Origin of the sequence: Duganella sacchari, from assembly GCF_900143065.1 — a bacterium.
Taxonomy (GTDB): Bacteria; Pseudomonadota; Gammaproteobacteria; order Burkholderiales; family Burkholderiaceae_D; genus Rugamonas; species Rugamonas sacchari.
In genome coordinates this window covers 114,738-138,622 of the sequence record NZ_FRCX01000014.1, presented here as the reverse complement: position 1 = coordinate 138,622, position 23,885 = coordinate 114,738, and the positions used below count along the sequence as shown (strand labels likewise).

Below are 23,885 nucleotides of genomic sequence, written 5' to 3'. Positions count from 1 at the left end.
CTTAGTCCTCCGACAGCGACGTCTTGGCGCGGTCAAACACTGGCTTCAACAGATAGCTCATCAGCGTACGTTCGCCCGTCTTGACGAACATTTCCACTGGCATGCCAGGCTGGATATCCAGTTTCATCTGGGCGATCATCTTGGCGCCTTCCGGCGTCACGCGGGCTCGCACTTTATAGTACGGGGTGCCGGAGCGCTCATCCACCGTGCGGTCAGCCGATACCTGAATCACTTCGCCTGGAATGTGCGGCGTACGGTTAACGTTGAAAGCCGAGAACATCAGTTCAGCAGGCATGCCGTTATGCACACGGTCGATCAAGTTCACTGGCAATTGACCTTCCACCACCAGCGCATCGCCGCTCGGTACAATTTCCATCAGTTTCATGCCGGCTCCGACCACGCCACCAGTGGTGAACACAGCCTGCCCCACTACGGTACCATCCACTGGCGCACGCACGTCGGTCTGAGCCAGATCGTAGTTCTGGCCAATGACACGGCTGGACAATGCTTCAGCTTCGCGCTGCGTATCCGACAGCTGCGAACGGACTTCCTTCTGATAGTCCTGCTGGCGCTGCATACGGCGCAACTGCAGCTCCGAGATCTGGCGCTGACCACGGCCCAGGTTGCCGATATCCTGCGACAGATCGCCGCTCAGTTGCGCGTAAATACGCTCAGAGTCCAGCAGTTTGGAACGCGCCACGTAGCCATCCTTGGCCAGGTCACGCAGGTTTTCCGTCTGTTCTTTCATGATCGCGATTTGCGCTTTTTTGCTGTCGCGCGCTTCCGCCAGACCGGCATTTTGCAGCTTCAGGCCAGCGATACTTTCCTCGATGCCGCCCAGTTCGTTTTCCAGCGACATACGGCGCGAGGAGAACAGTTGCTGTTGCAGGGCAAAGCCTTCGACAACACGCGGATCGTTTTTGAATTCCTGCAACGACGCCGGGAAAGCCATCGACTTGGCGCCGTCACGTTCAGCAGTCAGGCGCGCTTCCGTCAGACGGGCGGTGAAATATTGGGCGCGGGTGGTTTCCAGCTGCGACTTCGCAGCAGTGCTGTTGATACGCACTAGCACTTGGCCGGCTTTCACCACATCGCCATCCTTGACCAGAATTTCCTGCACGGTGCCGCCGGTCAAATGCTGCACCGACTTGCGATTGCCTTCCTTGGTCACGGTGCCTGGCATCGGCACCCCTTTATTCAGCGGTGCAAACGAGGCCCAGATGATAAAGCCAAGCACACCGACCAGCACGATGATCCAGCCGATACGGGCATAGGCCGAGGCATCGGTATTCACAGTCAAAGGCGTAACGTCATGCGAGATGACATCCGCGACATCTTTTTTCTTCGAGATCAGATTACTCATGATTATTCCTGTTCAGTAGCAGCGTTGGCTTGTGCCTGCGCGGCAGCTTGGGCGGCGGCAGCCTGCGCAGCTTGTGCTTGCGCCTGGGCCTGTTGCTGCGCCTGAATTTGCTTCTGGTTCGCTTCGTTCAACGCGTTGAGCACATCCTGGGTTGGACCAAACATTGCCAACTGGCCTTCGCGTAACAGCAACAATTTATTGGTCACGCCGATGATATTGGTGCGGTGGGTAATCAACACCACCGTCTTGCCTTGCTGGCGCAGCGCGGCAACAGCTTGCACCAAAGCCTGTTCACCGATATCGTCCAGATTGGAGTTGGGTTCGTCCAGCACCAGCAGCGACGGATCACCGTACATGGCGCGGGCCAGACCCAGACGCTGTTTCTGGCCGCCCGACAAACCGGCGCCACCTTCGCCCAGCACCGTGTCATAGCCTTGCGGCAGGTGCAAAATCATATCGTGCACGCCGGCGCGCTTGGCAGCGGCCACTACACGTTCAGGGTCCACATCGCCGAAGCGGGCAATGTTTTCATTCACGGTACCGCTGAACAGTTCGATATCCTGCGGCAGATAGCCAATGTTCGGACCGAGTTCGCCCTTGTTCCACTGGTAGATATCCGCACCATCCAGGCGTACCTTGCCGACCATGGCCGGCCAGACGCCGACCAGCAGCCGCGCCAGCGTTGACTTGCCGCTGCCGCTAGGGCCGATCACGCCCACCACATCGCCGGCATTGACGGCAAAACTCAGGCTCTTCAGCACAGGCGCATTGCTGCCGGGCGGCGCTGCGGTAACGCCTTCAACAGCTACCGCTCCCGTTGGCTTAGGCAATTCCATGCCGACGGGACGCACTGGATTGGATTCCAGCAACGCGACCAGGCGCTCATAAGCACTACGGGTGCTGGCAAAACTCTTCCACACACCAATCACCTGTTGCACTGGCTGCAGTGCACGGCCAACCAGAATAGAAGCGGCAATCATCATGCCGGAAGAGATTTTGCCCTCCAACACCAGCAAAGCACCATAGCCCAGTACCAGCGACTGCAGCGACACCTGCACAAACTTCGTGACTGACTGCACCATGCCAGCTTTCTGGCTGGCCGAGGCTTGCAGGTGCAGGAAGCGGCCATGCACCTTGAACCAGCGGTTCATCAGGTTCGGCAGCATGCCCATCGACTCAATCACTTCGGCGTTGCGCAGATTATTGCTGGCCATGGCGCTGGAGGCGACTGCCATGCTGTTGGCTTCCGCCAGTGGCTGATGCGAGACGCGCTCATTGACGTAAGCCAGCACTACCAGCACCAAGGTGCCGCACAGCGCAAAGATCCCCAGACCCGGCTCAAAAATGAAGATAACGATCAGGTAGACCGGGAACCATGGCGCATCGAAGAAAGCAAACAGGGCGTTACCGGTCAGGAACTGGCGCAGGTTGGTCAGATCCTGCAGAGCCTGGCCCGCATTACCGCCTACACGGCGCAGGTTCTGCTCAAATGCAGCCGTATAGACCCGACGGTTCAACTCCATGTCGAAGCGTGCGCCCAAGCGTACCAGCACAAAAGTGCGTATCAGCTCCAGTGCCGACATGAACAGGTAGGCGCCCAGCATCATCAGCGTCAGCATCAGCAGCGTGTATTCGCTGCGGCTCGGGATGACGCGGTCGTAGACCTGCAACATATACAGCGACGGTACCAGCATCAGCAGATTGCTAACGGCGCTGAAGGTACCGACGGTCCAGAAGCTTTGCTTAAAGGAGAGCAAGACCTTTTGGATCTCGTTGAGTTTTTTATCAGATGTTTTCATTGATGAATCACTGTGCAATGTTGGTCTGCGGGGCGGCGCAGAAAAAGGGATTTCTGCCAAAAATAGGCGAACCGCGACATTATCGCTCAATTCATTCAGAAAATGTGATCCTCGTCACATTTTTTACAGTTTGTTGCTCCGCAGGGTACGGAAACTGTCAGGTAGGACCATCATACACTTGCACCGCAACGGCTTTTCAAGTGTTGTAAATAAAAAAAGAGCCAGGCTTACGCCCAGCTCTTTTACTCCCGAGACCGGCACTGGAGTGCCGGTCATGCTACCGAATCGATTAAACGATCTGGAAGGCAGCGGCGGTGATGGTGGTCACGCCGGTCAGGTGGATGTAGAAGTCAGCAACGCCGTCGCCGGTGTTGTCAACGTACAGGTTGTTGTTGGTCGAGTCCAGAGCAGCAACTACACCGTTGGCATCTTTGTTGTTTGCCAGGTAGGTGGTAGCGTCAGCTGCCGAGGTCAGGATGTCAACTTTGAACGCGGTCGCGCCGGTGCCAGCGTGAGCGAACGACAGAACGTCGCCGGTCCACTTGGCGGTTGCAGCATTGGCGCCGGTACCAGCACCGCCGGTGTCCACGCCGCCCGACTGGGCATTGCCGTAGGTGTTAGCTACGAAGTCGGTGATGGTATCGAACTTGCCGGTACCGATCGACGACGAACCAGCGCCGAACTTGAACAGATCGTTGCCGCCACCGCCGGTGATGGTGTCACCTTGGGTGCCGCTGGTGATAACGTCGGCCTTCGCGGTACCTTTGATGGTCACAGCGATGGTGTCAGCAGCAGCGTTGATGGTTGCGCCAGCAGTATTAGCCGATGCGTCGATGGTTGCCAGCTTGGTCTGACCAGCAGCTGCGGTGAACGAGAACAGTTGGTCGCCCGAAACTTTCAGGGTTACCAGTTGGTTGTCGGTCAGCGACAGAACGTTGGTCAGGGTGTCAGCTTTGCTACCGGCCGACAGATCTGCAGTTGCTACGGTTGGGGTACCGGTGCTAACTACGTTCAGGGTCTCGATGTTAGCAGCGATGATGGTGGTCGTAGCGTTGGTGTTGGTTACGGTTGCATCATCGTTGGTGGTCCAGCCGTGGTTCAGGGTCAGGTTGACAACGTCAGCGGCGGTGTCGGTTTTCAGAGCGATGCTCAGGGAACCGTCATTGGCGATAGCGCCCAGAACGCTTACGTTAGCATTAGCGCCCAGGCCAGTTGCCGAAGCAGCCAGACCGGTACCAACACCAGCACCAGCAACGAAGTTCACCAGACCGGCGATTTGCGAAACGTCGAAGGTCGAAGCGGTCAGTGCATCGGTAACTTTGTAGGTTTCGAAGTTGACCAGGTTAGCAGCGTCAGCACCCGAGATGGCCGACATTACAGCAGCGGCACCAGCGATGGTGTCGTTACCTGCGCCGCCGTCCACTTTACCATTGGTGCCCAGGGCGCCGGTCAGGGTGACGGTGTCATCACCAGCGCCCAGGTTGATCGACTTGGTGGTTGCGCCGATGGTGATGCTGTCTTTACCTGCGCCACCGATGAAGTTCTGGCCAGCAGCCAGAGTTGGGGTTACGGTCACGCCGCCGGTGCTAGCCGATGCGTCGATCACAGCAGCTGCGTCCAGGGTTGCGCCAGCGATGGTCACTTTGCCTGCGCCCGACACTGCAACGCTGGTAGCAGCGGCAGCGGTAACGGTAGCCGACAGGTCAACAGCAGCAGCCACATTCACTTTGGTTGCAGCAGCAGCCGAGAACGTTACGCCCGAGCTCTTGGTGCCGGAAGTAATTACGTTCAGGGTGGTAGCAGCTGCATCTTGAATGGTGCCGCCGGTCACTTTGTTCAGGGTCACGCTTTCGGTGTGCGAAGCGGTGCCGTTGGTGATGGTAACGTTCTGATTGGTGTTAGCCACACTAACCGAGGTCAGGGCCTTGCCGCTCAGAGCCGCAGCACCAGCATTGCCATCCAGCGATACCGATTTCAGTTGGTCGCTGTTGGTCGAACCGTCGGTGATAGTCACAGTCGAACCACCTTTGATAGCAGCGCTAGCCAGGGCGCCATTCGAGGTCGCGGTTACTGCGTTGGTGGTAGCAACGGTGCCCAGGTAGCCAGTGATCAGAGCTTGACCAGCGGTGACTTCAGCACCGGTTGGGTTAGCAGCGCCGCCGCCGAAGCCGTAAGCGGTTTCCAGTGCGGTACGCTGACCGGCGGTGATTGCGTTAGCAGCAATAGCAGCGTTCAGAGCAGTGGTGATATCTGCATCGGTGCTAGCAGCGGTGATGGCAGCCGACAGAGTGTTCAGAGCGGTGGTAACCGAAGCGCCGGTACCAGCGGTAACGGTGATTGCCGAGCCGCCTTTAACGGTAACACCAGCCGTGTTCGATACGGTTACAGCGGTGGTATCAGCAGCGGTGATGCTTTGTACGGCAGCAGATTTCAGGCTGAAGTTAGCATTGGTCAGACCAGCCCAAGCCGAAACGTCAGCAGCATTGTTAGCCAGCGAGCCAGTCGAGGTAACGGTGGTAACTTCAACGTTTTTCACCGATGCCAGCAGGGACAGGTCCACGCCGCCAGCGACGTCGGAGATGACCAGGGTGTCTTTACCTGCGCCACCGTCGATCGAATCCAAACCGGTCAGGGTGCTGGTTGCGCCGCTGTTCGAAGCGGTGATGGTGTCGTTACCTGCGCCGCCAACGATGGTGTCAACGCCGGTGGTCAGAACCAGGTTCAGTGGGTTGTTGACGGTGCCAGCGTGTGCGTCAGCAGCAGCTTGAGCAACAGCTTGCAGAGCAGCTGGGGTGGTGGCGGTTGCCAGGCTTGCATCGGTGGTGATGGTAGCCAGCCACTGTTTAGCAACAGCGTTAGCAGCAGCGCCATCGTAGCCGCGGATTTCATCAGCGGTGTCCAGCGAGGTGGTGAAGGTAGCAGCAGCCGATACCTTGTTGTTGATCGCGGTCAGGTCGTCGTTTTGAGCAGCGCCAGCGATGGTCAGAACGATGCTAGCGAAAGTTTCGGTGCCAGCTTGCAGCTTGCCTGCCCAGTACAGCAGACCAGCAGCTTCAGCGTGACGGCCGAACAGGTTCATGTAGATCGAATCAACCAGATCCAGCGGGGTTTTGCCGCCGTAGGTGTCTTTGTATTCTTGCGAAGCCGAGAAACCAGCAGCGATGGTAGCCATCGATGCGCCGGTGTTCAGCCAAGCTTGCAAGCCCAGTGGATCTGCTGGACGGTTGAAGTACGCTACGTACAGGGTTTGGATATCAGTCGCGGATGCGGCGGTAACGGTAGCCATTGAATAACTCCTAAGGATTAATAAATTTTCTGCTTCGCAGCAATGAGCTTGCAGTACTACGGCAGCCATAATGGCAGAAGCTCGCACAGCTTTATGTGACAGCCATCACACGAAACTGCGGAATCTTCTTATTTTTATAGGTTTTTTCTATAAAAAAGTGCGAGATGCATTATGGGAGAAGCTTATGGGGAAATCAATAGTGCTGGCTGCTTAATGCTTTAGCACATACAACATTCATTCCCACCGGGTTAATGAGGGTTTTAGTATATTTAAAAAAGGAATATCGGCGCGCTCAAATGAAGCGTGCAAAAAAAATGCCGCAAACCGCGGCATTTTTCTGTTCACTGACTAACTCACTTGGTCCAGTAAGTTACCCCGTTGGCGACACGCTTTTCGTCCAGACGCGAGGAGAATATATAAGCAGCGTTATTGGCCGCACCTAATGCACCGCTGACTGACATATTAGTGCCGCCGACGTACTGTATATTGCCACTTAATTCACCCGTACCACCGACGAAACCAGTAGATTGGAGCTTATACGTCTGACCGGCGTTCAGCAGGTCAAACCCAGTACTGAAAGTGCGCTTGCCAAAATCTACCTGCAACTGGCCATTCTGCAATGTGGCCGGGGTCGCTGTCTGGGTGGCACTATCCATCACAAATGCATCGCTGGCGCGCAGCGCAAAGCCCATTGAACCTTGTTGGGGTACTTCCCAGTCCGCGCCCTTGGTCCGAATAATAGTGTAGTACGAGTTATATGCCACACGTTTGCCGCCAGCAGCCAGCAAGGCCGCAGAATCTATCAGTGGCGCCTGATCAGCCACTGCAGCCCATCGCCCCCAAACTAACTGACTTGGCGGTTCGGTAGGTACAACAACCGTTGGCGGCGTCACCACTTCCGGTGGAGGCACTGTTACGGTCGGCTGCTCACTGGTGTTATTAGAGTTCTTGGTGATGCTATTACGCACTTGCTGCAACACCAGTGCAGCTTTCTGTGCATCCAGGCTAGGCTCGCTAAGCGCCTGGCCATTACCGCTCTTGCCAGAGGGTTCGTCGGTACGGGGTGGCGAAACTGCATCGGGGGCCGAGCTACTATTATTCAGCAACTGCGGCGCGGTTTCACCACGCTTCACCTTCAGCATCTGGCCAGTCTGACCAGCCGCCAGCTCCCGGCTGGCCGTGTGTTCGCATGGGCCGCCGCCGGTTGGCAGGCAGGCGCCGCCAAAGCCGCTGACCACGATCGCGCCCGACAGCACGGTCACGCTGGAGCTTTCCTGGTCGGTAAACACGGTAAAGTCGGTGCCGCGCACGCCGATGGCAGCCACTGGCGTATTGAAACGGAAATTCTGGCGCGCCTGCTTGACGGCAGTGCCGGAAACGCTGCGCGCCACGCCAGACAGCAATTCCAGCTTGACGTGGGTGTTGGACGGCACTTGACGGTCCACATGGTAGGCCACGATGCGCGCACGGCTGGCCGGGCGCAGGATCAGCAGGCCATCGTCCGCCGTTTTCAGGTAGACATAGCCATCCTTGCCGGTGCTCAGCTCCTGGCCTTCCTGGACCGCGTCGTTGAGCGCGGCACGGCGGCTGTCGGCATAGACTTCACCAGTAACGAAAACAATGCGGCCCGCCTCGCCCGCATACGCGTTGGCGCCCACCAGCATGGCAGCGCCCAGCGCAAAGCCTTGCCAATGGCGCAGCAGATTATTCGGCGAAAGTTGAGACCACATATTCATTACTCCTTTTGGGCACATTTTGCGGCCAGCGTGAAAAAAATCCTGTGATGCCCGTCACATTCGCACGCAGACCCTTTACTCTAAGCTACACTGTAGCCTGTCAGTAAGCCCCCAGCTACCGCTGTTACTGTTTTTCACTATTTGTTACACATTTGTGGCCACTCGCATTTCTTAGCAACAAGTTATACTTGCTGACTAGCCAATAAGTCCAACACCCTACCCTGCCCCGAATGACCTGTTTGCATCGATGAAGTTGCCTTTTTTGCCACCCTTTATTTCAGCCGCCAATCTGCGCCGGCTGATCGCGCTGGCGGCCCTGTTGCTGGCCGTCGGTGGGCAATGGCAGCATAGCGGGCTGGCATGGACCAGCGCCGACGAGTGGCTGCGCGACCAGTTGATCCTGCGTCAGGCCTCCACGCAGAAAGAGCAGCGCATCGCGGTTATTGATATCGACGAGACCAGTCTGGCGGCGGCCGGCCCCTGGCCCTGGCCGCGCGAGCGCATTGCCAGCATGATCGAGCAGCTGCTGGGCGCCTATGGCGCGCGCGGCGTCGCCCTCGACTTGGTGATGCCGGAGCCGGCCGACGCCGGCGGCGACACGCGGCTGGCCATGCTGAGCCAGCACGGTCCGCTGGTGCTGCCCCAGGCATTTGACTACAACGGCAATATGCCGCTGCGCGTCGGCCAGCTGGCTGGCGGCACGCCCGCCCCCAAGACAGGCGACGCCGTGCCGGCCAGCGGCTACATCGCCAATCATGCCGGTCTGGCGCAAGCTGCCCATATCGGCAATATCGGCTTTTTGCCCGACCCGGACGGCGTGATCCGCCGCCTGCCCATGCAGACCTGGTTTGATGGCCGCACCTACCCTACGCTGTCGCTGGCCCTGCTGGGCTGCTGCAGCGCGACCAGGCTGGCGACCTCCGGCCCCACGGGCGGCATGCAGCAGGGCGACGGCTTGCGCCGCCTGCCCTACCGGCTCAAATGGGACGCCTACGTGGTGATCCCGGCCAGCATGATCCTCGACCTGAGCGCGCCTGCGGACTTGCTGAAGGACAAGCTGGTGCTGATCGGCTCCTCGTCGCTGGGCCTGGCTGACCGCGTGGCAACGCCCTTGTCGGCCTCGACCAGCGGATTGCTGGTCCACGCGGCCGCGCTCACCGCCCAGCTCGACGTGCGCGCCGGCCAGGCGCCCGCCTCCTGGCCGGGGCGCCTGATTGCGGTCCTGTTTGCCGGCGCCACGATTGTGCTGTGCGTCTGGGCGCTGCCGCGCAAGTCGGCACTGGTGAATGTCGCCGTGCTGGCCGGCGCGTCGGCGCTGTGGCTGGTGCTGTGCTGGTACATGGCGCCGCATGACGCTGTGTTTGGCATCAGCGGCCCGCTGCTCGGCAATCTGTTCCTGCTGGCCGTGGGCGTGCCATTTGCATGGCAGCAATCCCAGGGCCAGTCGCGCCGCCTGCTCGATACCTTGCGCCAGTACGTGGCCGACGCCGTGGTCGATGAATTACTGCGTAACAATCTGCTGGACCCGCTCAAACCCAGCCACTGCGACGTCACCACGCTGATTGCCGACATGCAAGGCTATACCAGCCACGTGGCCGCATTGCCGCTGGAACAGGCCGCGGAACTGACGCGCGCCTTCCTCGATTGCCTGACCGGCCCGGTACTGGCCGCGCGCGGTACGCTGGACAAGTTCACCGGTGACGGCCTGGTGGCGTTCTGGGGCGCGCCGCTGCCGGTGCCGGATCACGCCGACCAGGCGCTGGACGCCGCCGAAGCCATCCAGGCCGGCATGGCCAAGTTTAACGCTGCGCGCCTACGGCAAGGTCTGGCGCCGGTGCGGGTCCGCATCGGCATTGAAAGCGGGCGCGCCATGGCCGGCGATTTCGGCTCGGCCGCACGCAGCATTTATACTGCGGTCGGCGACAGCGTCAACGTGGCATCGCGGCTGGAGACGGCCGCGCGCGACCTGCCACACGACGTGATTATCGGCCCTGGCACTGCGGCGTTGTGCCAGCGCCACCGGCTGCGCCATATCGGTGAGCTCACTTTGCGCGGCAAGGAGCATCCGACTACTCTGTATACCCTGGCAGCGCCAGCGCTGCAACAAGGAGTTTTGTGAAGAAATACCTGCCTGCCCTGCTGGGTGGATTACTGTTCGCCGCCATTGCCTGCGCTGAGGAAACGCCGGTGGAGGAGGACTTGTACCTGTCAGCCATGCAGTCGATTGCCGACGGCCGCCGCGCCGACGCCAGCCTGATCCTGGAGCGGCTGATTGCGCGCGGTCCGCAGCATGCCGGCGAATGGCTGGACCTGGCAATGATTCAGTGCGCGCTGGGCCACGACGCCGACGCCGAAGCGCTGTTCGCGCGCATCGAGCGCGATTTCCAGCCGCCGCCCGGCATCCGCGACATCATCGCCCAGCAACGCGAACAGGGCTGCTACCGCTGGAAAGCGCAGACGCTGTGGAACGTCACGGGCGCGCGTGGCTACGACAGCAATGTCAATCAGGGCGCCAGCACGCCTTACTTCACCGACAGCAACGGCATTCCACTGGAACTCTTGCCGGAATACAAGCCGCACAGCGACCATTACAGCGTGGCGTCGGGCGACTACCTGCGCGAGATCACGCCCGACGGCGACCTGGCGTTTGCCCAGGCACACCTGCGCCAGTACGACCGGCAGTCCAGCTATAATACGGCGTCGCTGTTTGTCGGCGCCGAGCATCCATGGCAGGCGGGCCGCTGGCAGCTGCGCAGCACCGGCCTGTTAGGCGCGCTGACCCTGGGCGGCGTGCTGTACCAGGAACAGGCGCAAGTGCAGTTGCGTGCCGCGCCGCCGTGGAAACTGCCGAAGGGTTATGATTTCAGCCTGCTGGGCAGCGTGTCGCGCACCAGTTATAAAACCCTGGCCCATTTCGACGCCACCACCGTCGAGCTGCGCAATATGCTGGGCTACCGGAATGACACCACCCAGGCCCAGCTCGCATTGGGCTACCAGCGTGACCTCGGCAGCGACCTGCGTCCTGGCGGCGACCGCAGTGGCTGGTCGGCACGGCTGTACGGCCGGCGCGTCGTCACGGATGCCTTGCAGGCGGAGCTGGAACTGAGCGGCCAGCGCTGGACCGGCGCCAGCGTGTATTCGCCCACGGTGATTGACGTGATACGCAAACAGAACAATGTCGTACTGCGCGGTGTGCTGAGCTATTCGCTGCAACGTAACCAGACCCTGCAGCTGGAATGGCGCGAGGTCCGGAACCGGGAGAACATTCCGATCTTCCAGTACGATGCCCATCAGATCCAGTTGAGCTGGCGCTGGTCCAACCTGTGACAGCTGCAACAAACTGCAACAATTCGCCGCTTCTTCGGCGAAATTGTGTATAAGTAACGTTTTAGGCGTACGGCTTGCCAGTCGCCGCCACGAGTTCAACACTGATGACAAAAGCAATCGACACCGAACAGCTGGCCGCGGCCCCCGCCGAAGGCAACGAAGCGACGACGCAGAATGTGCAAGTGCACCTGCGCCGGATTCCGCTGCTGGCCGGGCTCAGCGATGAGGAAGTGCAGCGTCTCAAGCCCGAGCTGCGCTTCCGCCAGTACAACAAGCGCGACATCGTGCTGCAGAAAGGCGCGGCCGGCGACGGCCTGCTGTTCCTGCTGTCGGGCCAGCTGCAAGTCATCGACGTCACCGAAGACGGCCGCGCGATCGGCCTGCGCATGCTGGCGCCGGGCGACTTCTTTGGCGAGATCGCCGTCATCAACGGTTCCCAGCGCACCGCCTCGGTGGTGGCCATGAGTTCGGTGCTGGTGGCGTTCCTGCCGGCGCCGGCGGCGTTGCACCTGTTTTCGCACTCGCCTTCGGTGGCCAACCTGATGCTGCGCCACCTGGCGGCCAAGATTCAGCGCGATTCGGAATTCCGCTCGCTGCTCAGCATCAACAATACCTCGCGCCGCATCTACACCTACCTGGTGCAGATGAAAACCGCGCCCGAACAGCCCGGCGATCCGGAGGTGGTGAAGAACCTGCCGACCCACCAGGACATCGCCAATATGATTAACACCAGCCGCGAAACCGTGACCCGTGCCCTGGCTGCGCTGGTCCAGCAAGGCATCATCCAGAAGGTTAATCAGGAACTGCGCATCGTCGATCCGCAAGGCCTGCAAAAGCTGGTCGAAGGCCCCTGAAGCGCAATGTATAATTGCGCGCTTTTTTGCCGACGCAGTCCGCGCGGCGCCCCACTGTCCCCAACCATGACACCACACACCCATTTCCACCGCGCCCCGGGAGTCCGAGCATGATCGTTCTCGGCCGCCTGCGCAACATCGCCAGCTACCGCGGCTTCATCCTCGGCAGCGTGCAGCGCGAATTCCAGTCCAAATACCGCAACTCGATCCTCGGCGCCGCCTGGACCGTGCTCAATCCGCTGGCGATGATCGTGGTCTACACCGTGATCTTCTCGCAGGTGATGCACAACCGCCTGGCCGGCAGCACCTCCGCGTTCGGCTACAGCATCTACCTGTGCGCCGGCGTGCTGACCTGGAACCTGTTTGCCGAAATCACCAGCAAGGCGCAGAACGTCTTCATTGAAAACGCCGGCCTCATCAAGAAGATCAACTTCCCGCGCATCTGCCTGCCCATCATCGTGGTCAGCAATGCGCTGCTGAACTTTGCCATCATCTTCACGCTGTTCACGCTGTTCCTGGTGTTCTCGGGCGACTTCCCGGGCTGGCCGTATGCCGCCATGCTGCCGGTGCTGCTGCTGGAAATCCTGCTGGCGATTGGCCTGGGCATGATACTGGCCGTGCTCAACGTGTTCTTCCGCGACGTCGGCCAGTTCTTCTCGATCGCGCTGCAGTTCTGGTTCTGGTTCACGCCAGTGGTCTACCCGGCCAACGTGCTACCGGAAGGCGTGCGCGCCTGGCTGGCCTGGAACCCGATGGTGCCGGTCATCGCCGCATTCCAGGACATCCTGGTACACCAGCGCGCGCCTGACTGGGCCAGCCTGCTGCAACCGGCCGCCGTGGCGGTCATCCTGTGCCTGCTGGGCATGCAACTGTTCCGCAAGCGCGCGGGAGAAATGGTAGACGAACTGTGAACGGCAGCATCCGCGTAAATCATCTGGGCAAGGCTTACCGCCGCTACCACAGCCACCGCGCCCGCCTGCTCGAATGGCTGATGCCGTCGCGGCCGCGCCACGAAACCATCTGGGTCCTCAAGGACATCAGCTTTGCAGTCGCACCCGGCCAGGCGCTGGGCATCATCGGCATCAACGGCGCCGGCAAGAGCACGCTGCTCAAGCTGATCACGGGCACCGTGGCGCCCAGCACCGGCAGCGTCACCATCAATGGCCGCGTGGCCGCCATGCTGGAACTGGGCATGGGCTTTCACCCCGACTTCACGGGCCGCCAGAACTGCTACATGGCCGGCCAGCTGCTGGGCCTGACTGTGGACGAACTGGACCGCCTGATGCCCGAGATCGAAGCGTTTGCCGAAATCGGCGAATACATCGATCAGCCGGTGCGCGTGTATTCGAGCGGCATGCAGATGCGCCTGGCGTTCAGCGTGGCCACCGCGCGCCGTCCCGACGTGCTCATCGTCGATGAGGCGCTGTCGGTGGGCGACGCCTACTTCCAGCACAAGAGCTTTGAGCGCATCCGCGGCTTCCGCGCCGAAGGCACCACCTTGCTGATCGTCTCGCACGACAAAGGCGCGATCCAGTCGGTATGCGACCGCGCCATCCTGCTCGACCGCGGCCGCGTCAGCAAGGAAGGCACGCCCGAAGAAATCATGGACCTGTACAACGCCATGCTGGCCGAACGCGAAGGCGACAACGTGCGCCAGGAAACGCTCGACAGCGGCAAGGTGCAGACCATTTCCGGCACCGGCCAGGCCACGGTGGAACACGTCGCCCTGCTCAAGGACGACGGCGAACCAGCCGAGGTGCACGGCACCGGCACCAACGTCACGCTGGAAATGCGCGTGGCGATCCACGACGACCTGCCGGAAATGACGCTGGGCTACCGCATCAAGGACCGCCTGGGACAGAACATCTTTGGCACCAACACCTTCCACAAGCTCAAGCCGCTGACCAACCTGCGCGCCGGCCAGCGCCTGACGGTGCGCGCCAGCTTCCCGCTCAACCTGGGGCCAGGCAGCTACTCGGTGGCCACCGCGCTGCACAGTAGCGACAACCACCTGACCGCCAACTACGAGTGGCGCGACCTGGCGCTGGTGTTTGAAGTGATGAACCTGAAACACAGCTATTTCGAGGGCTGCACCTGGCTCGATCCGGAAATAGCGATCGACCACGGAGACGCGCCATGCGCCTGATATCCTACGCCGCCCATTTCGAAGACCTGATGCTGTGGCGCGCGCTGCGCCAGATCGCGCACGGCCAGTACCTCGACGTCGGCGCCGGCGACCCGCTGGCCGGTTCGGCCACGCAGCTGTTCTATGAACGCGGCTGGCACGGCATCAATCTGGAACCGGCCTACACGCCGCTGCGCCAGTTGCGCATCGCGCGCCCGGCCGACATCAACCTGCAACTGGCCGCCGCTGCGGCCGAAGGCACGGCCGATTTCTACGAAGTGCCCAACACGCCGCTGTCGACGCTGGACGCCGTGCAGGCCGAGGCATACCGCGCGCAGGGCCAGGACGTGGTGCTGCGCCAGGCCGCGCTGCGCACGCTGGACCAGGTATGCGCCGAGCACCTGCAAGGCCCGCTGCATTTCGTCCACCTGGGCATGGCCGATCCGGCCGCCGCGCTGGCCGGCTTTGACCTGCAGCGCTGGCAGCCATGGCTGGTGGTGCTGCGCGCGCGCGCCGGCGCCACCCAGCCGGCACTGCAGGCAGCCGGCTACACGCTGGCCTATCAGGACGGCTGGAAGCAGTACTATGTTGCGCCGCAACAGGCGGCGCTGGCCGCCGCGCTGCAACTGCCGCCAAATCCGGACGACGGTTACATCCTGGCCGAAGGCCACCCCCACAGCTTCCCGCTGACCGTGTGGCAGCAACGCACTGCGGCGGCCGAAGCGGAAGCCGCTACCTCGCGCACCTGGGCCCAGGCCCACGTGGCCGAGTGGAAGCACAAATACGGCCAGCTGGAACAGCAGCGCGCGCGCGCCGACGAGCTGTCCCGCGAACTGAACCAGGTACGCGGCATGGTCGAGGAACAGGCCGGCCGTCTTGAACACGACCGCCAGCACTACCTGGAACAGCGCGCCATCATGGACCAGCGGCTCGTCAACGAACAGGCGCTGGTGCAAGCGGTCGAAGCGCGCGAGGCAGCGCTGCTGGCCAGCCTGTCGTGGCGCATCACGCGTCCGCTGCGCCAGGGCAGCATGATGCTGAGCAGCGCCCCGGGCTGGCTGCGGCGCCTGCCGCGCCGTCTGGTCAATGGCGTGCTGCGCCGGATCAAGCGGCTGCTGGGCGCCATGGTGCGTTATGTGCTCGCGCGTCCGCGCCTGTCGTTCTTCCTGCGCCGCGCGCTGATGCGCGTGCCGTTCCTGCGTGCGCTGGCCATCAAGCTGTACCTGCGCGCCAAGACCGCGCCGGCGGAAGACGTCGCCCTGCCGCCTGACCTCAACCAGCTTCCGGACGCCGCGCGCCGCATGTTTGCCGACCTGCGCCGCGCCGCGCCTCACTCCTGATCTTCGCGAGTCCCTCCCATGCGTATCGTAATTGACCTGCAAGCCTGCCAGGGTTCCAGCACACACCGCGGCATCGGCCGCTATTCCATGGCGCTGCTGCAAGCCATGCTCAAGCGCGCCGGCGGCCACGACCTGCACATCGTGCTCAACAACCGCTTCCCGGACAGCGTGACGCGCCTGCGCCAGACCCTGGGCGAACTCATGCCGCAAGAGCAGATCCACGCCTACGAACTGCCGGGGCCGATCTATGAGCACCAGGCGCAGAACCACTGGCGCCTGCACGCCGCCGAGCAGCTGCGTGAACACTTTCTGGCCAGCCTGAAGCCGGACGTGGTGCACATCTCCAGCCTGTTTGAAGGCGTGGGCGAAGACATCTGCGTCTCGGTCATGCACAGCCGCAACCGCTTCGATACCGCCGTCACGCTGTACGACCTGATTCCGCTGATCCGCAAAGGCCCTTACCTGGCCGACCCGCAGGTGGCCAGCTGGTACTACCGCAAGCTGCAAAGCCTGAAGAACGCCGAACTGCTGCTGGCCATTTCCGGCCACTCCAAGCAGGAAGCCATGGACGCGCTGCAGCTGCCCGACCACCAGGTGGCGAATATCTCGTCGGCGGTGGACGACATCTTCGTCCCGCGCCGCCTGTCGGCCGAAGCCGAACTGGCGCTGCGCGAGCGCTACGGCCTCAAGCGCAAATACATCATGTACACGGGCGGCATCGACTACCGCAAGAATATCGAGGGCCTGATCGAGGCCTACTCGCTGCTGCCGGGACCGGTGCGCGCGGCGCACCAGCTGGCCGTGGTGTGTAATGTGCCCGACCACGACCGTCTGCGCCTGCAGGCGCTGGCGTCCAGCTTCCGCCTGGCACCGGACGAACTGGTGCTGACCGGCTTTGTGCCGGACGACGACCTGGTGTCGCTGTACAACCTGACCGACCTGTTCGTGTTCCCGTCGCTGCAGGAAGGCTTCGGCCTGCCGGTGCTGGAAGCCATGTCCTGCGGCGTGCCCGTGATCGGCTCCAACAACAGCAGCATTCCCGAAGTGCTGGGCCGCGCCGACGCCATGTTCGACCCGACCAAGGTCACCGCAATCCGCGACAAGATGCTGCAGGTGATCCAGCAGCCGGACTTTGCCAACGTGCTGCGCGCGCACGGCCTGGAGCAATGCAAGCAATTCTCGTGGGACGCCAGCGCACAGAAAACCCTGGCCGCATTTGAACAGCAGCACGCGCGCCGCCAGGACGCCGCCCGCGTGCAAGTGCCGGCGGTGCCGGTCTCGGCGCCACGGCCGCGCCTGGCCTATGTGTCGCCGCTGCCGCCCGAGCGCACCGGCGTGGCCGACCAGAGCGCCGAACTGCTGCCGGAACTGGCGCGCTACTACGACATCGAAGTGGTGGTGCAGCAGCAGGAAGTGGAAGCCGGCTGGCTGTTGTCCAACTTCCCGGTGCGCAGCGTCGACTGGTTCGAGGCCAATGCCAGCCGCTATGACCGCGTGCTGTACCACTTTGGCAATTCCGGTTTCCACGCCCACATGTTCGGCCTGCTGCAACGCCACCCAGGCGTGGTGGTGCTGCACGATTTCTACCTGAGCGGTGCGGCGCACTACCTGTCCTCGCTCAAGCACGAGCTCAACGCCTACGCGCGCATGCTGTACGAGTCGCACGGCTACCAGGCGCTGATCGAGGAACTCGAACAGGGCCGCGAAGCGTCGTTCTACCACTATCCGTGCAACCGTGCGGTGCTCGATCACGCCCGCGGCATCATCACCCACTCGCGCTATTCGCAGCAACTGGCGGCGCGCTGGTATGGCGCCGATGCGGCGGCCGACTGGCGCTACATCCCGCTGCTGCGCGCCCTGCCCGGTCCGCTCGACCGCGCCGCCGCGCGCGCCCAGCTGGGCCTGAGCGACGACGACTTCCTCGTGTGTTCCTTCGGCCTCATCGCCATCACCAAGTGCAACGAGAAAATCCTCGAAGCCTGGCTCAACTCGACGCTGGCGCAGGACGTCAACAGCCGCCTGGTGTTCGTCGGCGAAAACAATGTCGGTCCGTTCGGCGACGCGCTGGCCGCGCGCATGGCGGGCCAGCACAATGTGCAGATCACCGGCTTTGTCTCAATGGAGATGTTCCGCACCTACCTGGCGGCGGCCGACTGCGCGGTGCAGCTGCGCAGCCGCTCGCGCGGCGAGACGTCCGGCACCATCCTTGACAGCATGGCCTACCGCCTGCCGACCATCATCAACGCCCACGGTTCGGCCGCCGAAATGCCGGACCACGTGGTGGTCAAGCTGCCCGACGAATTCAGCGACGAGGAACTCAGCGCCGCCATCATCCAGCTGCGCGATGCGCCGGAGCGCACCCGCGCACTGGTCGAGCGCGCGGCCGAGTACATGCAGCGTGTGCACCACCCGGCCGCAATTGGCGCCGCCTACCACGACGCCATCGAACACTTTGCCCGCCACAGCCCGCGTACCCAGTACGACACGCTGATGCGCCGCCTGGGCGAGATCAGCGTCAGCGCCACCCCGACCGAGCACGACTTCGTCAAGGTGGTGACCGCGCTGGCCGCCAACACGCCAACCGCCGGCGTGCCGCAGCTGCTGGTGGACATCAGCGATATCGACCACGACAGCGCCGCCCAGGCTGTGCTGCTGGCCCTGCTGCAGGCGGCGCCGGCCGGCTACCGCGTGGAACCGGTGCTGCGCATCGACGAGTACTACCAGTACGCGCGCAGCAAGACGCTGGCGCTGATCGGCCGCAGCGACATGGTGCTGGATGACGCCGTCGCCGACATCAAGCAGCGTGACAGCCTGCTGGTGCTGGCCGGCGCGACACCGCCGCAATGGCTGCACAACCGTGGCGTCACCGTGCTGGCGCAAGCCGACCTGGCGGCGCTGCTGCCGCCGGAGCACGCCGCACTGACCGCCGCGACCGCCGTCAGCACCGCCGCCGAAGGGACTGCCGATGCACACTGAGGCAATGCCGCAATTGCTGGTCGACCTGTCGGAGCTGGTGCGGCATGACGCCCGCTCCGGCATCCAGCGCGTGGTGCGCGGCATGCTGCAAACCCTGCTGGCCGCGCCGCCGGCCGGCTACCAGGTGCGGGCGGTGTACGACGCCGGCGGCTACTATGCCTACGCCGGCACCGAAACCGATGACGCCGGCCAGGCGCGCTATGTGGCGGCCGCCGCCGGTGCGGACACCCCGCTGCAGGTGCGCCCAGGCGACCTGTTCGTCGGTATCGACCTCAGCATCGAAAGCGTGGTGCGCAACCAGGCCGTGCTGGCCAGCTTGCGCCAGCATGGGGTACGCCTGTACTTCATGGTCTACGACCTGCTGCCGGTGCGCCAGCCGGCGTGGTTTGTCGACGGCCTGGCGATCGCCTTCGGCCACTGGCTGCACGCGGTGGCCGCGCTGGCCGATGGCCTGATCTGCAATTCCTACGCCACCGCCGACGACCTGCTGGCGTGGCTGGACGAGCATCCGCCGCAGCGCGCGCAAGCGCTGCAGATCGGCTGCGCCGCACTGGGCGCCGACCTGGCTGCCACGCTGCCCAGTAGCGGCATCAGCACCAGCGAGGCGGCACTGCTGCCGTTGCTGGCGCAGCGGCCGACGCTGCTCATGGTCGGCACGCTGGAACCGCGCAAGATGCAGGGCCAGGTGCTGGAGGCGTTCGAACAGCTGTGGCAGCAGGAACAGGATCTGAACCTGGTCATCGTCGGCAAGCCCGGCTGGCGCATGGAAGCGCTGGCGGAGCGCCTGCGCGCGCACCCGGAACAAGGTCGCCGCCTGTTCTGGCTGGAGCGCGCCAGCGACGAATTGCTGCTGCATTTGTACCAGCACAGCAGCGCCCTGCTGGCCGCCTCGCAGGGCGAGGGTTATGGCTTGCCGCTGATCGAAGCGGCCCAGCACGGCCTGCCCGTGGTGGCGCGCGACCTGGCCGTGTTCCGCGAAGTGGGCGGCCAGCACGCCTGGTATTTCCACGCCGACGACGGCGCACAACTGGCCACCGCGCTCACCGACTGGCTGGCGCTGCACGCGCAGGGCCAGGCGCCCGCTTCGGGCGGCATGCCGCGCCTGGACTGGGCCGCCAGCACGGCGCAGTTGCTGGCTTGCGTGGTGGATGGCCGGTGGTATCGCCGCGCTCCGGTGAAATTGCCTTAGGCTTACAAATTATCACAATTTAAGCGCCCGGCCCGCAACCGGGCTGCGCCGCGCAAAGCCAGCAACCATGCGGGTTTGCGCGGTTTTCCCCGCGCTCCGCAGAGACACCGTCAAATTGCCGATTTCGCAATGGTGCTTTATACTGGCGGATACTTTTACCTATTTTTACCTCACGCCTATGCTCCCACGCCTGGTTCAATCTGGGATGCTGACCAGACGCTGGTTACCATTACTGCTCGGCCTCAATCTGCTGCTGCTGGTGTTTTATCTGCTGGTGGACTATCAGTTGGTCTACCACTCCGACTCCGCCGTCAAGAATTTGCTGGCGCAGGAAATCTACGAGACCGGCCAATACTTCCCGCTCGAATGGAACTACGTCAACCACGACCTGTGGGTGTTCTATACCCAGACCTTCATCATCCCGCTGCTGCCGTTCTTCCATAACGGCTATCTGCTGCACGTGGCGTCCGATCTGGTGTCGGCCGCGTTCATCCTGTGCGGCAGCTGGCTGCTGACCGGCCTGCTGGAGCAAAGCCGTCTGGCGCGCCTGCTGGGCATGCTGGTGGTGTCGGGCGGCATGTCGCTGATCATGGCCGAGCACATTTACGGCCAGGCCGCTTACGGCTCGATGTACTACATGGCCTGCTTCCTGATCTATGCCTACTGGTCGTTCAGCCAGGCCAGCGGCGGCAAGCGCCTGTGGTGGGCCGGCGCCACCGCAGTGCTGACGCTGCTGGTGTTCTGGGCCAATCCGCAACGTGCGCTGCTGTTCTATGGCCTGCCGCTGCTGGCCGGCGGCGCCGTGCAACAGGCGCTGGAGTGGCGCGCCGCGCGCGACGAGCGCCGCGCGGTGGCATGGCGCCAGGCGCAAGCCATGGGCGTGGTGCTGCTGGGACTGGTGGCGGGTACGCTGCTGAGCGCCTACACACTGAGCCGCGTCAACAGCAGCCAGGGCCTGACCGACATGCACTGGCTGAATTTCGACGGCATGGCGCACAACCTGTTGGGCGTGGTGAACGGCATTGTCAGCCTGTTCGACGGCATCCCGCGCACCGACGGCAAGGTGGCGTCGCTGAAGGGCGCCTATGCGGCACTGCGCCTGGTCGGCGCACTGCTGCTGGTGTGCCTGCTGCCGTGGGGCCTGTGCAAGGCGCTGCAGCCACGCCGTGGCCCGCGCCAGCTGGTGGTGGTGTTTGCCGCCGTGTCGTTTGCCGCCAATCTGTTCGTGATGGTGGCCACCTCGGTAGCGGACATGAGCTCGCCGGACGCCTCGGTGCGCTACCTGGTGCCGTCGCTGCTGTACATGCTGCTGATCTTCGTCGGCCTGATGGTGGACCGCCGCGCCGTACAACCGATGACGCGCGCGGCCGGCCTGGCCGCCATCGCGCTGCTGGCCACCAGCGCGCCAAGCTCCTACCTGTACCCGTTCAACGAATTCAGCCACCTGCCGCGCCGCGGCCTGATCCTGAAGACGCCGGATCTGGAGCTGACCGACTTCCTCAAGCAGCAAGGCCTGCAATACGGCTACGGCACGTTCTGGATCGCCGGCAAGAGCACGGTACTGAGCAGCGGCGCGGTACGCATGCGCCCGGTCTCGCTGGAGCGTGGCCTGCCACTGCCGACCCGCAAGCTGAGCTCGAACCGCTGGTACACGCCGGCAGCCTGGCAGGGCCCGACCTTCCTCGTGGTGCGCGACCACGAACTGCAGTATCTGAACCAGCCCCTGCTGGCCAGCTATGCCGGCCAGCCGCGCGTGCTGCACTACCAGGACGCCACCATCCTGATCTACCCGCGCAACCTGGCTGCAGTATTGCCGAACTGGGACAACACCGTGCGCCAGCCGGTGCACTACCGCATGGACGCCAACACGCTGCACGAGCGCGGCACCATTGCCGACGGCGTCATCACCGCCCAGCCCGGCGAAGCGGGCGCGCTGCATTTCGGCCCGATGCGCATGCTGGCGGCCGGCAGCTATGCCGTCAGCTTCGATCTCGACGCCAGCGGCGACGGCCAGGGCGATTTCGGCATGGTGGACGTGGTCACCCAGACCGGTCACCAAGTCCATGCACGCCAGCCGGTGGCAGCCGCCGGCAAACAACGCATCACGCTGCAGTTCACCACCCCCAACACGCTGGATATGGTGGAGTTCCGCGCCTTCAGCAGCGGCCGTGGCCGCTTTGCGCTGAGCGGCATTGATGTCGTGCGCATCCCTCAAGCCCAGGAGAAACCGTAATGCAAGCAGTCCCCCTGATCTCGGTCGTGGTTCCGGTCTACAAGGCCGAGAAAATGCTCGACGAGTTATACACGCGCTTGCGCGATGCAATCGAAACCATCAGCCCGAACTTTGAAATCGTGCTGGTGGAAGACTGCGGCGGCGACCGCTCGTGGGACGTCATCGAGCGCCTGTCCAAAGCCGACCCGCGCGTGGTGGGCCTGCAGTTCTCGCGCAACTTCGGCCAGCACTACGGCATCACGGCCGGCATGGACCAGTGCCGCGGCGACTGGGTGGTGGTGATGGACTGCGACCTGCAGGACGCGCCGGAAGAAATCCCGCGCCTGTACGCCAAGGCCCAGGAAGGCTACGACGTGGTGCTGGCGCTGCGCGGCGAGCGCCAGCACCCGCCGCTCAAGCGCCTGACCTCGTGGCTGTTCTACCGCATCTTCAGCTACCTGGCCGATATCGATTTCGACGGCGACAGCGGCAACTTCCGCATCATGTCGCGCGCCGTGGTCAACAACTTCAACCGCATGCGCGAGCAGCTGCGCTTCTTTGGCGGTCACGTGCAGTGGATGGGGTTCCCCACCACCGGCATCCGCGTGCAGCACGCCGAACGCGCCGAAGGCAAGTCCACCTACACCTTTGCCAAGCTGTGGAAACTGGCGGCCGATACCATCATCGCCTACTCCGACAAGCCACTGCGCATGGCTGCGCGGCTGGGCATGAGCATGGCCGCCGTGTCGCTGGCGTTTGGCCTGTACCTGCTGGTTTCCTCGATCATCCAGCGCTCGCCGATTGCCGGCTGGTCGAGCCTGATCGTCTCGCTGTACTTCATTGGCGGCCTGATTATCGGCATCCTCGGCATCATGGGCGTGTACCTGGGCAAGGCCTTTGACGAAACCAAGAAGCGGCCGCTGTACATCGTGCGCCGCATGACCCCCAACGCTGCGGAGATGCCCGATGACTGACGCCGTTTCCCCGTTCCTGAAAAGTGCGCCATGGGATGTGGCGGCGCTGGGCTATCCGGCCTGGGAACTCACTGAATACTCGGCAGCGGCGCTGGCTGCAGCAGACGCGGTGGCCGGCCACCAGACCGTCAAGCTCGACCCGCTGGCCGACAAGGGCCTGCTGCATCAGCATGGCTTTTACTACGCCGACACGCTGCTGGAAACCGTGGCCACGCGCGAGCAGCTGCGCGCGCTGAAACCGCTGGACGGCCACAATATGTCGGTGGCGGCCAAGATCGTCAGCATCCGCCGCGACTTTGACCTGGACGCCATGCTGGCCATCTGCCACGGCGCGTTTGCCCATGGCCGCTTCCACCGCGACTTCCAGGTCGATCCGGCCGCCGCCGCGCTGCGCTACGACAACTGGCTGCGCCAGCTGGCGGCAGCGGACCAGGTGGTGGCGCTGTACGCGCAAGACCAGCTGGCCGGCTTCATCGGCTACCACGGCAATGCGCTGGTGCTGCACGCCGTGGCGGCCGAGTTCCGTGGCCGCGGCCTGGCCAAGTACTGGTGGCGCCAGGTCATCGTCGAACTGCTCAACGCCGGCCACGACACCGTCACCAGCTCCATCTCGGCCAGCAATCTGGCGGTGCTGAACCTGTATGCCACGCAGGGCTTCTCGTTCCGCCATCCGCAAGACATCTACCACCGTATCGTCAAGTGAG

The 23,885-nt window shown here is 63.0% G+C and carries 15 protein-coding genes; 11 read left to right on the top strand and 4 right to left on the bottom strand.

What is annotated here, in order from left to right; all coding sequences use genetic code 11:
* Position 1: 1 nt before the first annotated feature.
* The 4 genes from BUA36_RS25475 to BUA36_RS25460 form a co-directional block, all read right to left on the bottom strand.
* A complete protein-coding gene (locus BUA36_RS25475) occupies positions 2-1,363 on the bottom strand; it encodes an HlyD family type I secretion periplasmic adaptor subunit (RefSeq protein WP_072788820.1) in 1,362 nt (453 codons plus the stop codon).
* A gap of 2 nt (positions 1,364-1,365) precedes the next feature.
* Positions 1,366-3,162, bottom strand: coding sequence for a type I secretion system permease/ATPase (locus tag BUA36_RS25470; protein WP_072788818.1), 1,797 nt, complete (start codon positions 3,160-3,162; stop codon positions 1,366-1,368).
* A gap of 289 nt (positions 3,163-3,451) precedes the next feature.
* Entirely contained in the window at positions 3,452-6,448 is a 2,997-nt protein-coding gene (locus BUA36_RS25465) for a DUF4214 domain-containing protein (RefSeq protein WP_072788816.1), read from the bottom strand.
* A 353-nt stretch (positions 6,449-6,801) separates the two neighbouring features.
* Positions 6,802-8,178, bottom strand: coding sequence for a FecR family protein (locus BUA36_RS25460; protein ID WP_229255811.1), 1,377 nt, complete (start codon positions 8,176-8,178; stop codon positions 6,802-6,804).
* 253 nt (positions 8,179-8,431) lie between these two features.
* Between BUA36_RS25460 and BUA36_RS25455 the strand changes: the two genes are divergently transcribed.
* From BUA36_RS25455 to BUA36_RS25405, 11 genes are all read left to right on the top strand, one after another.
* The gene (locus tag BUA36_RS25455; RefSeq protein ID WP_072788814.1) at positions 8,432-10,303 is read left to right on the top strand and encodes a CHASE2 domain-containing protein; all 1,872 of its coding nucleotides are present in this window, start codon (positions 8,432-8,434) and stop codon (positions 10,301-10,303) included.
* Positions 10,300-11,511 carry a tetratricopeptide repeat protein gene (locus BUA36_RS25450; RefSeq protein WP_084560338.1) on the top strand — a complete coding sequence of 404 codons (1,212 nt, stop codon included), beginning with the start codon at positions 10,300-10,302 and terminating at the stop codon, positions 11,509-11,511. Before BUA36_RS25455 ends, BUA36_RS25450 begins: the two co-directional genes overlap by 4 nt.
* 104 nt (positions 11,512-11,615) lie before the next feature.
* A complete protein-coding gene (locus BUA36_RS25445; RefSeq protein ID WP_084560337.1) occupies positions 11,616-12,365 on the top strand; it encodes a Crp/Fnr family transcriptional regulator in 750 nt (249 codons plus the stop codon).
* Between the two features lie 110 nt (positions 12,366-12,475).
* A complete protein-coding gene (locus BUA36_RS25440; RefSeq protein ID WP_072788812.1) occupies positions 12,476-13,276 on the top strand; it encodes an ABC transporter permease in 801 nt (266 codons plus the stop codon).
* Positions 13,273-14,511, top strand: coding sequence for an ABC transporter ATP-binding protein (locus BUA36_RS25435; RefSeq protein WP_072788810.1), 1,239 nt, complete (start codon positions 13,273-13,275; stop codon positions 14,509-14,511). Before BUA36_RS25440 ends, BUA36_RS25435 begins: the two co-directional genes overlap by 4 nt.
* A complete protein-coding gene (locus tag BUA36_RS25430; RefSeq protein ID WP_072788808.1) occupies positions 14,502-15,830 on the top strand; it encodes an FkbM family methyltransferase in 1,329 nt (442 codons plus the stop codon). The genes BUA36_RS25435 and BUA36_RS25430 overlap by 10 nt, the downstream gene beginning before the upstream one ends.
* 18 nt (positions 15,831-15,848) lie before the next feature.
* Positions 15,849-18,806, top strand: coding sequence for a glycosyltransferase (locus BUA36_RS25425; RefSeq protein WP_072788806.1), 2,958 nt, complete (start codon positions 15,849-15,851; stop codon positions 18,804-18,806).
* Positions 18,796-19,995: a glycosyltransferase family 4 protein gene (locus tag BUA36_RS25420; RefSeq protein ID WP_084560336.1), complete on the top strand. Its 1,200-nt coding sequence runs from the start codon at positions 18,796-18,798 to the stop codon at positions 19,993-19,995. Before BUA36_RS25425 ends, BUA36_RS25420 begins: the two co-directional genes overlap by 11 nt.
* Positions 19,996-20,200: 205 nt before the next feature.
* A complete protein-coding gene (locus BUA36_RS25415) occupies positions 20,201-22,228 on the top strand; it encodes a hypothetical protein (RefSeq protein WP_072788802.1) in 2,028 nt (675 codons plus the stop codon).
* Positions 22,228-23,181 (top strand): glycosyltransferase family 2 protein, encoded by a 954-nt coding sequence (locus tag BUA36_RS25410; protein ID WP_072788800.1) that lies wholly within the window; start codon positions 22,228-22,230, stop codon positions 23,179-23,181. Before BUA36_RS25415 ends, BUA36_RS25410 begins: the two co-directional genes overlap by 1 nt.
* Positions 23,174-23,884 carry a GNAT family N-acetyltransferase gene (locus tag BUA36_RS25405; RefSeq protein WP_072788798.1) on the top strand — a complete coding sequence of 237 codons (711 nt, stop codon included), beginning with the start codon at positions 23,174-23,176 and terminating at the stop codon, positions 23,882-23,884. The genes BUA36_RS25410 and BUA36_RS25405 overlap by 8 nt, the downstream gene beginning before the upstream one ends.
* Position 23,885 lies beyond the last annotated feature (1 nt).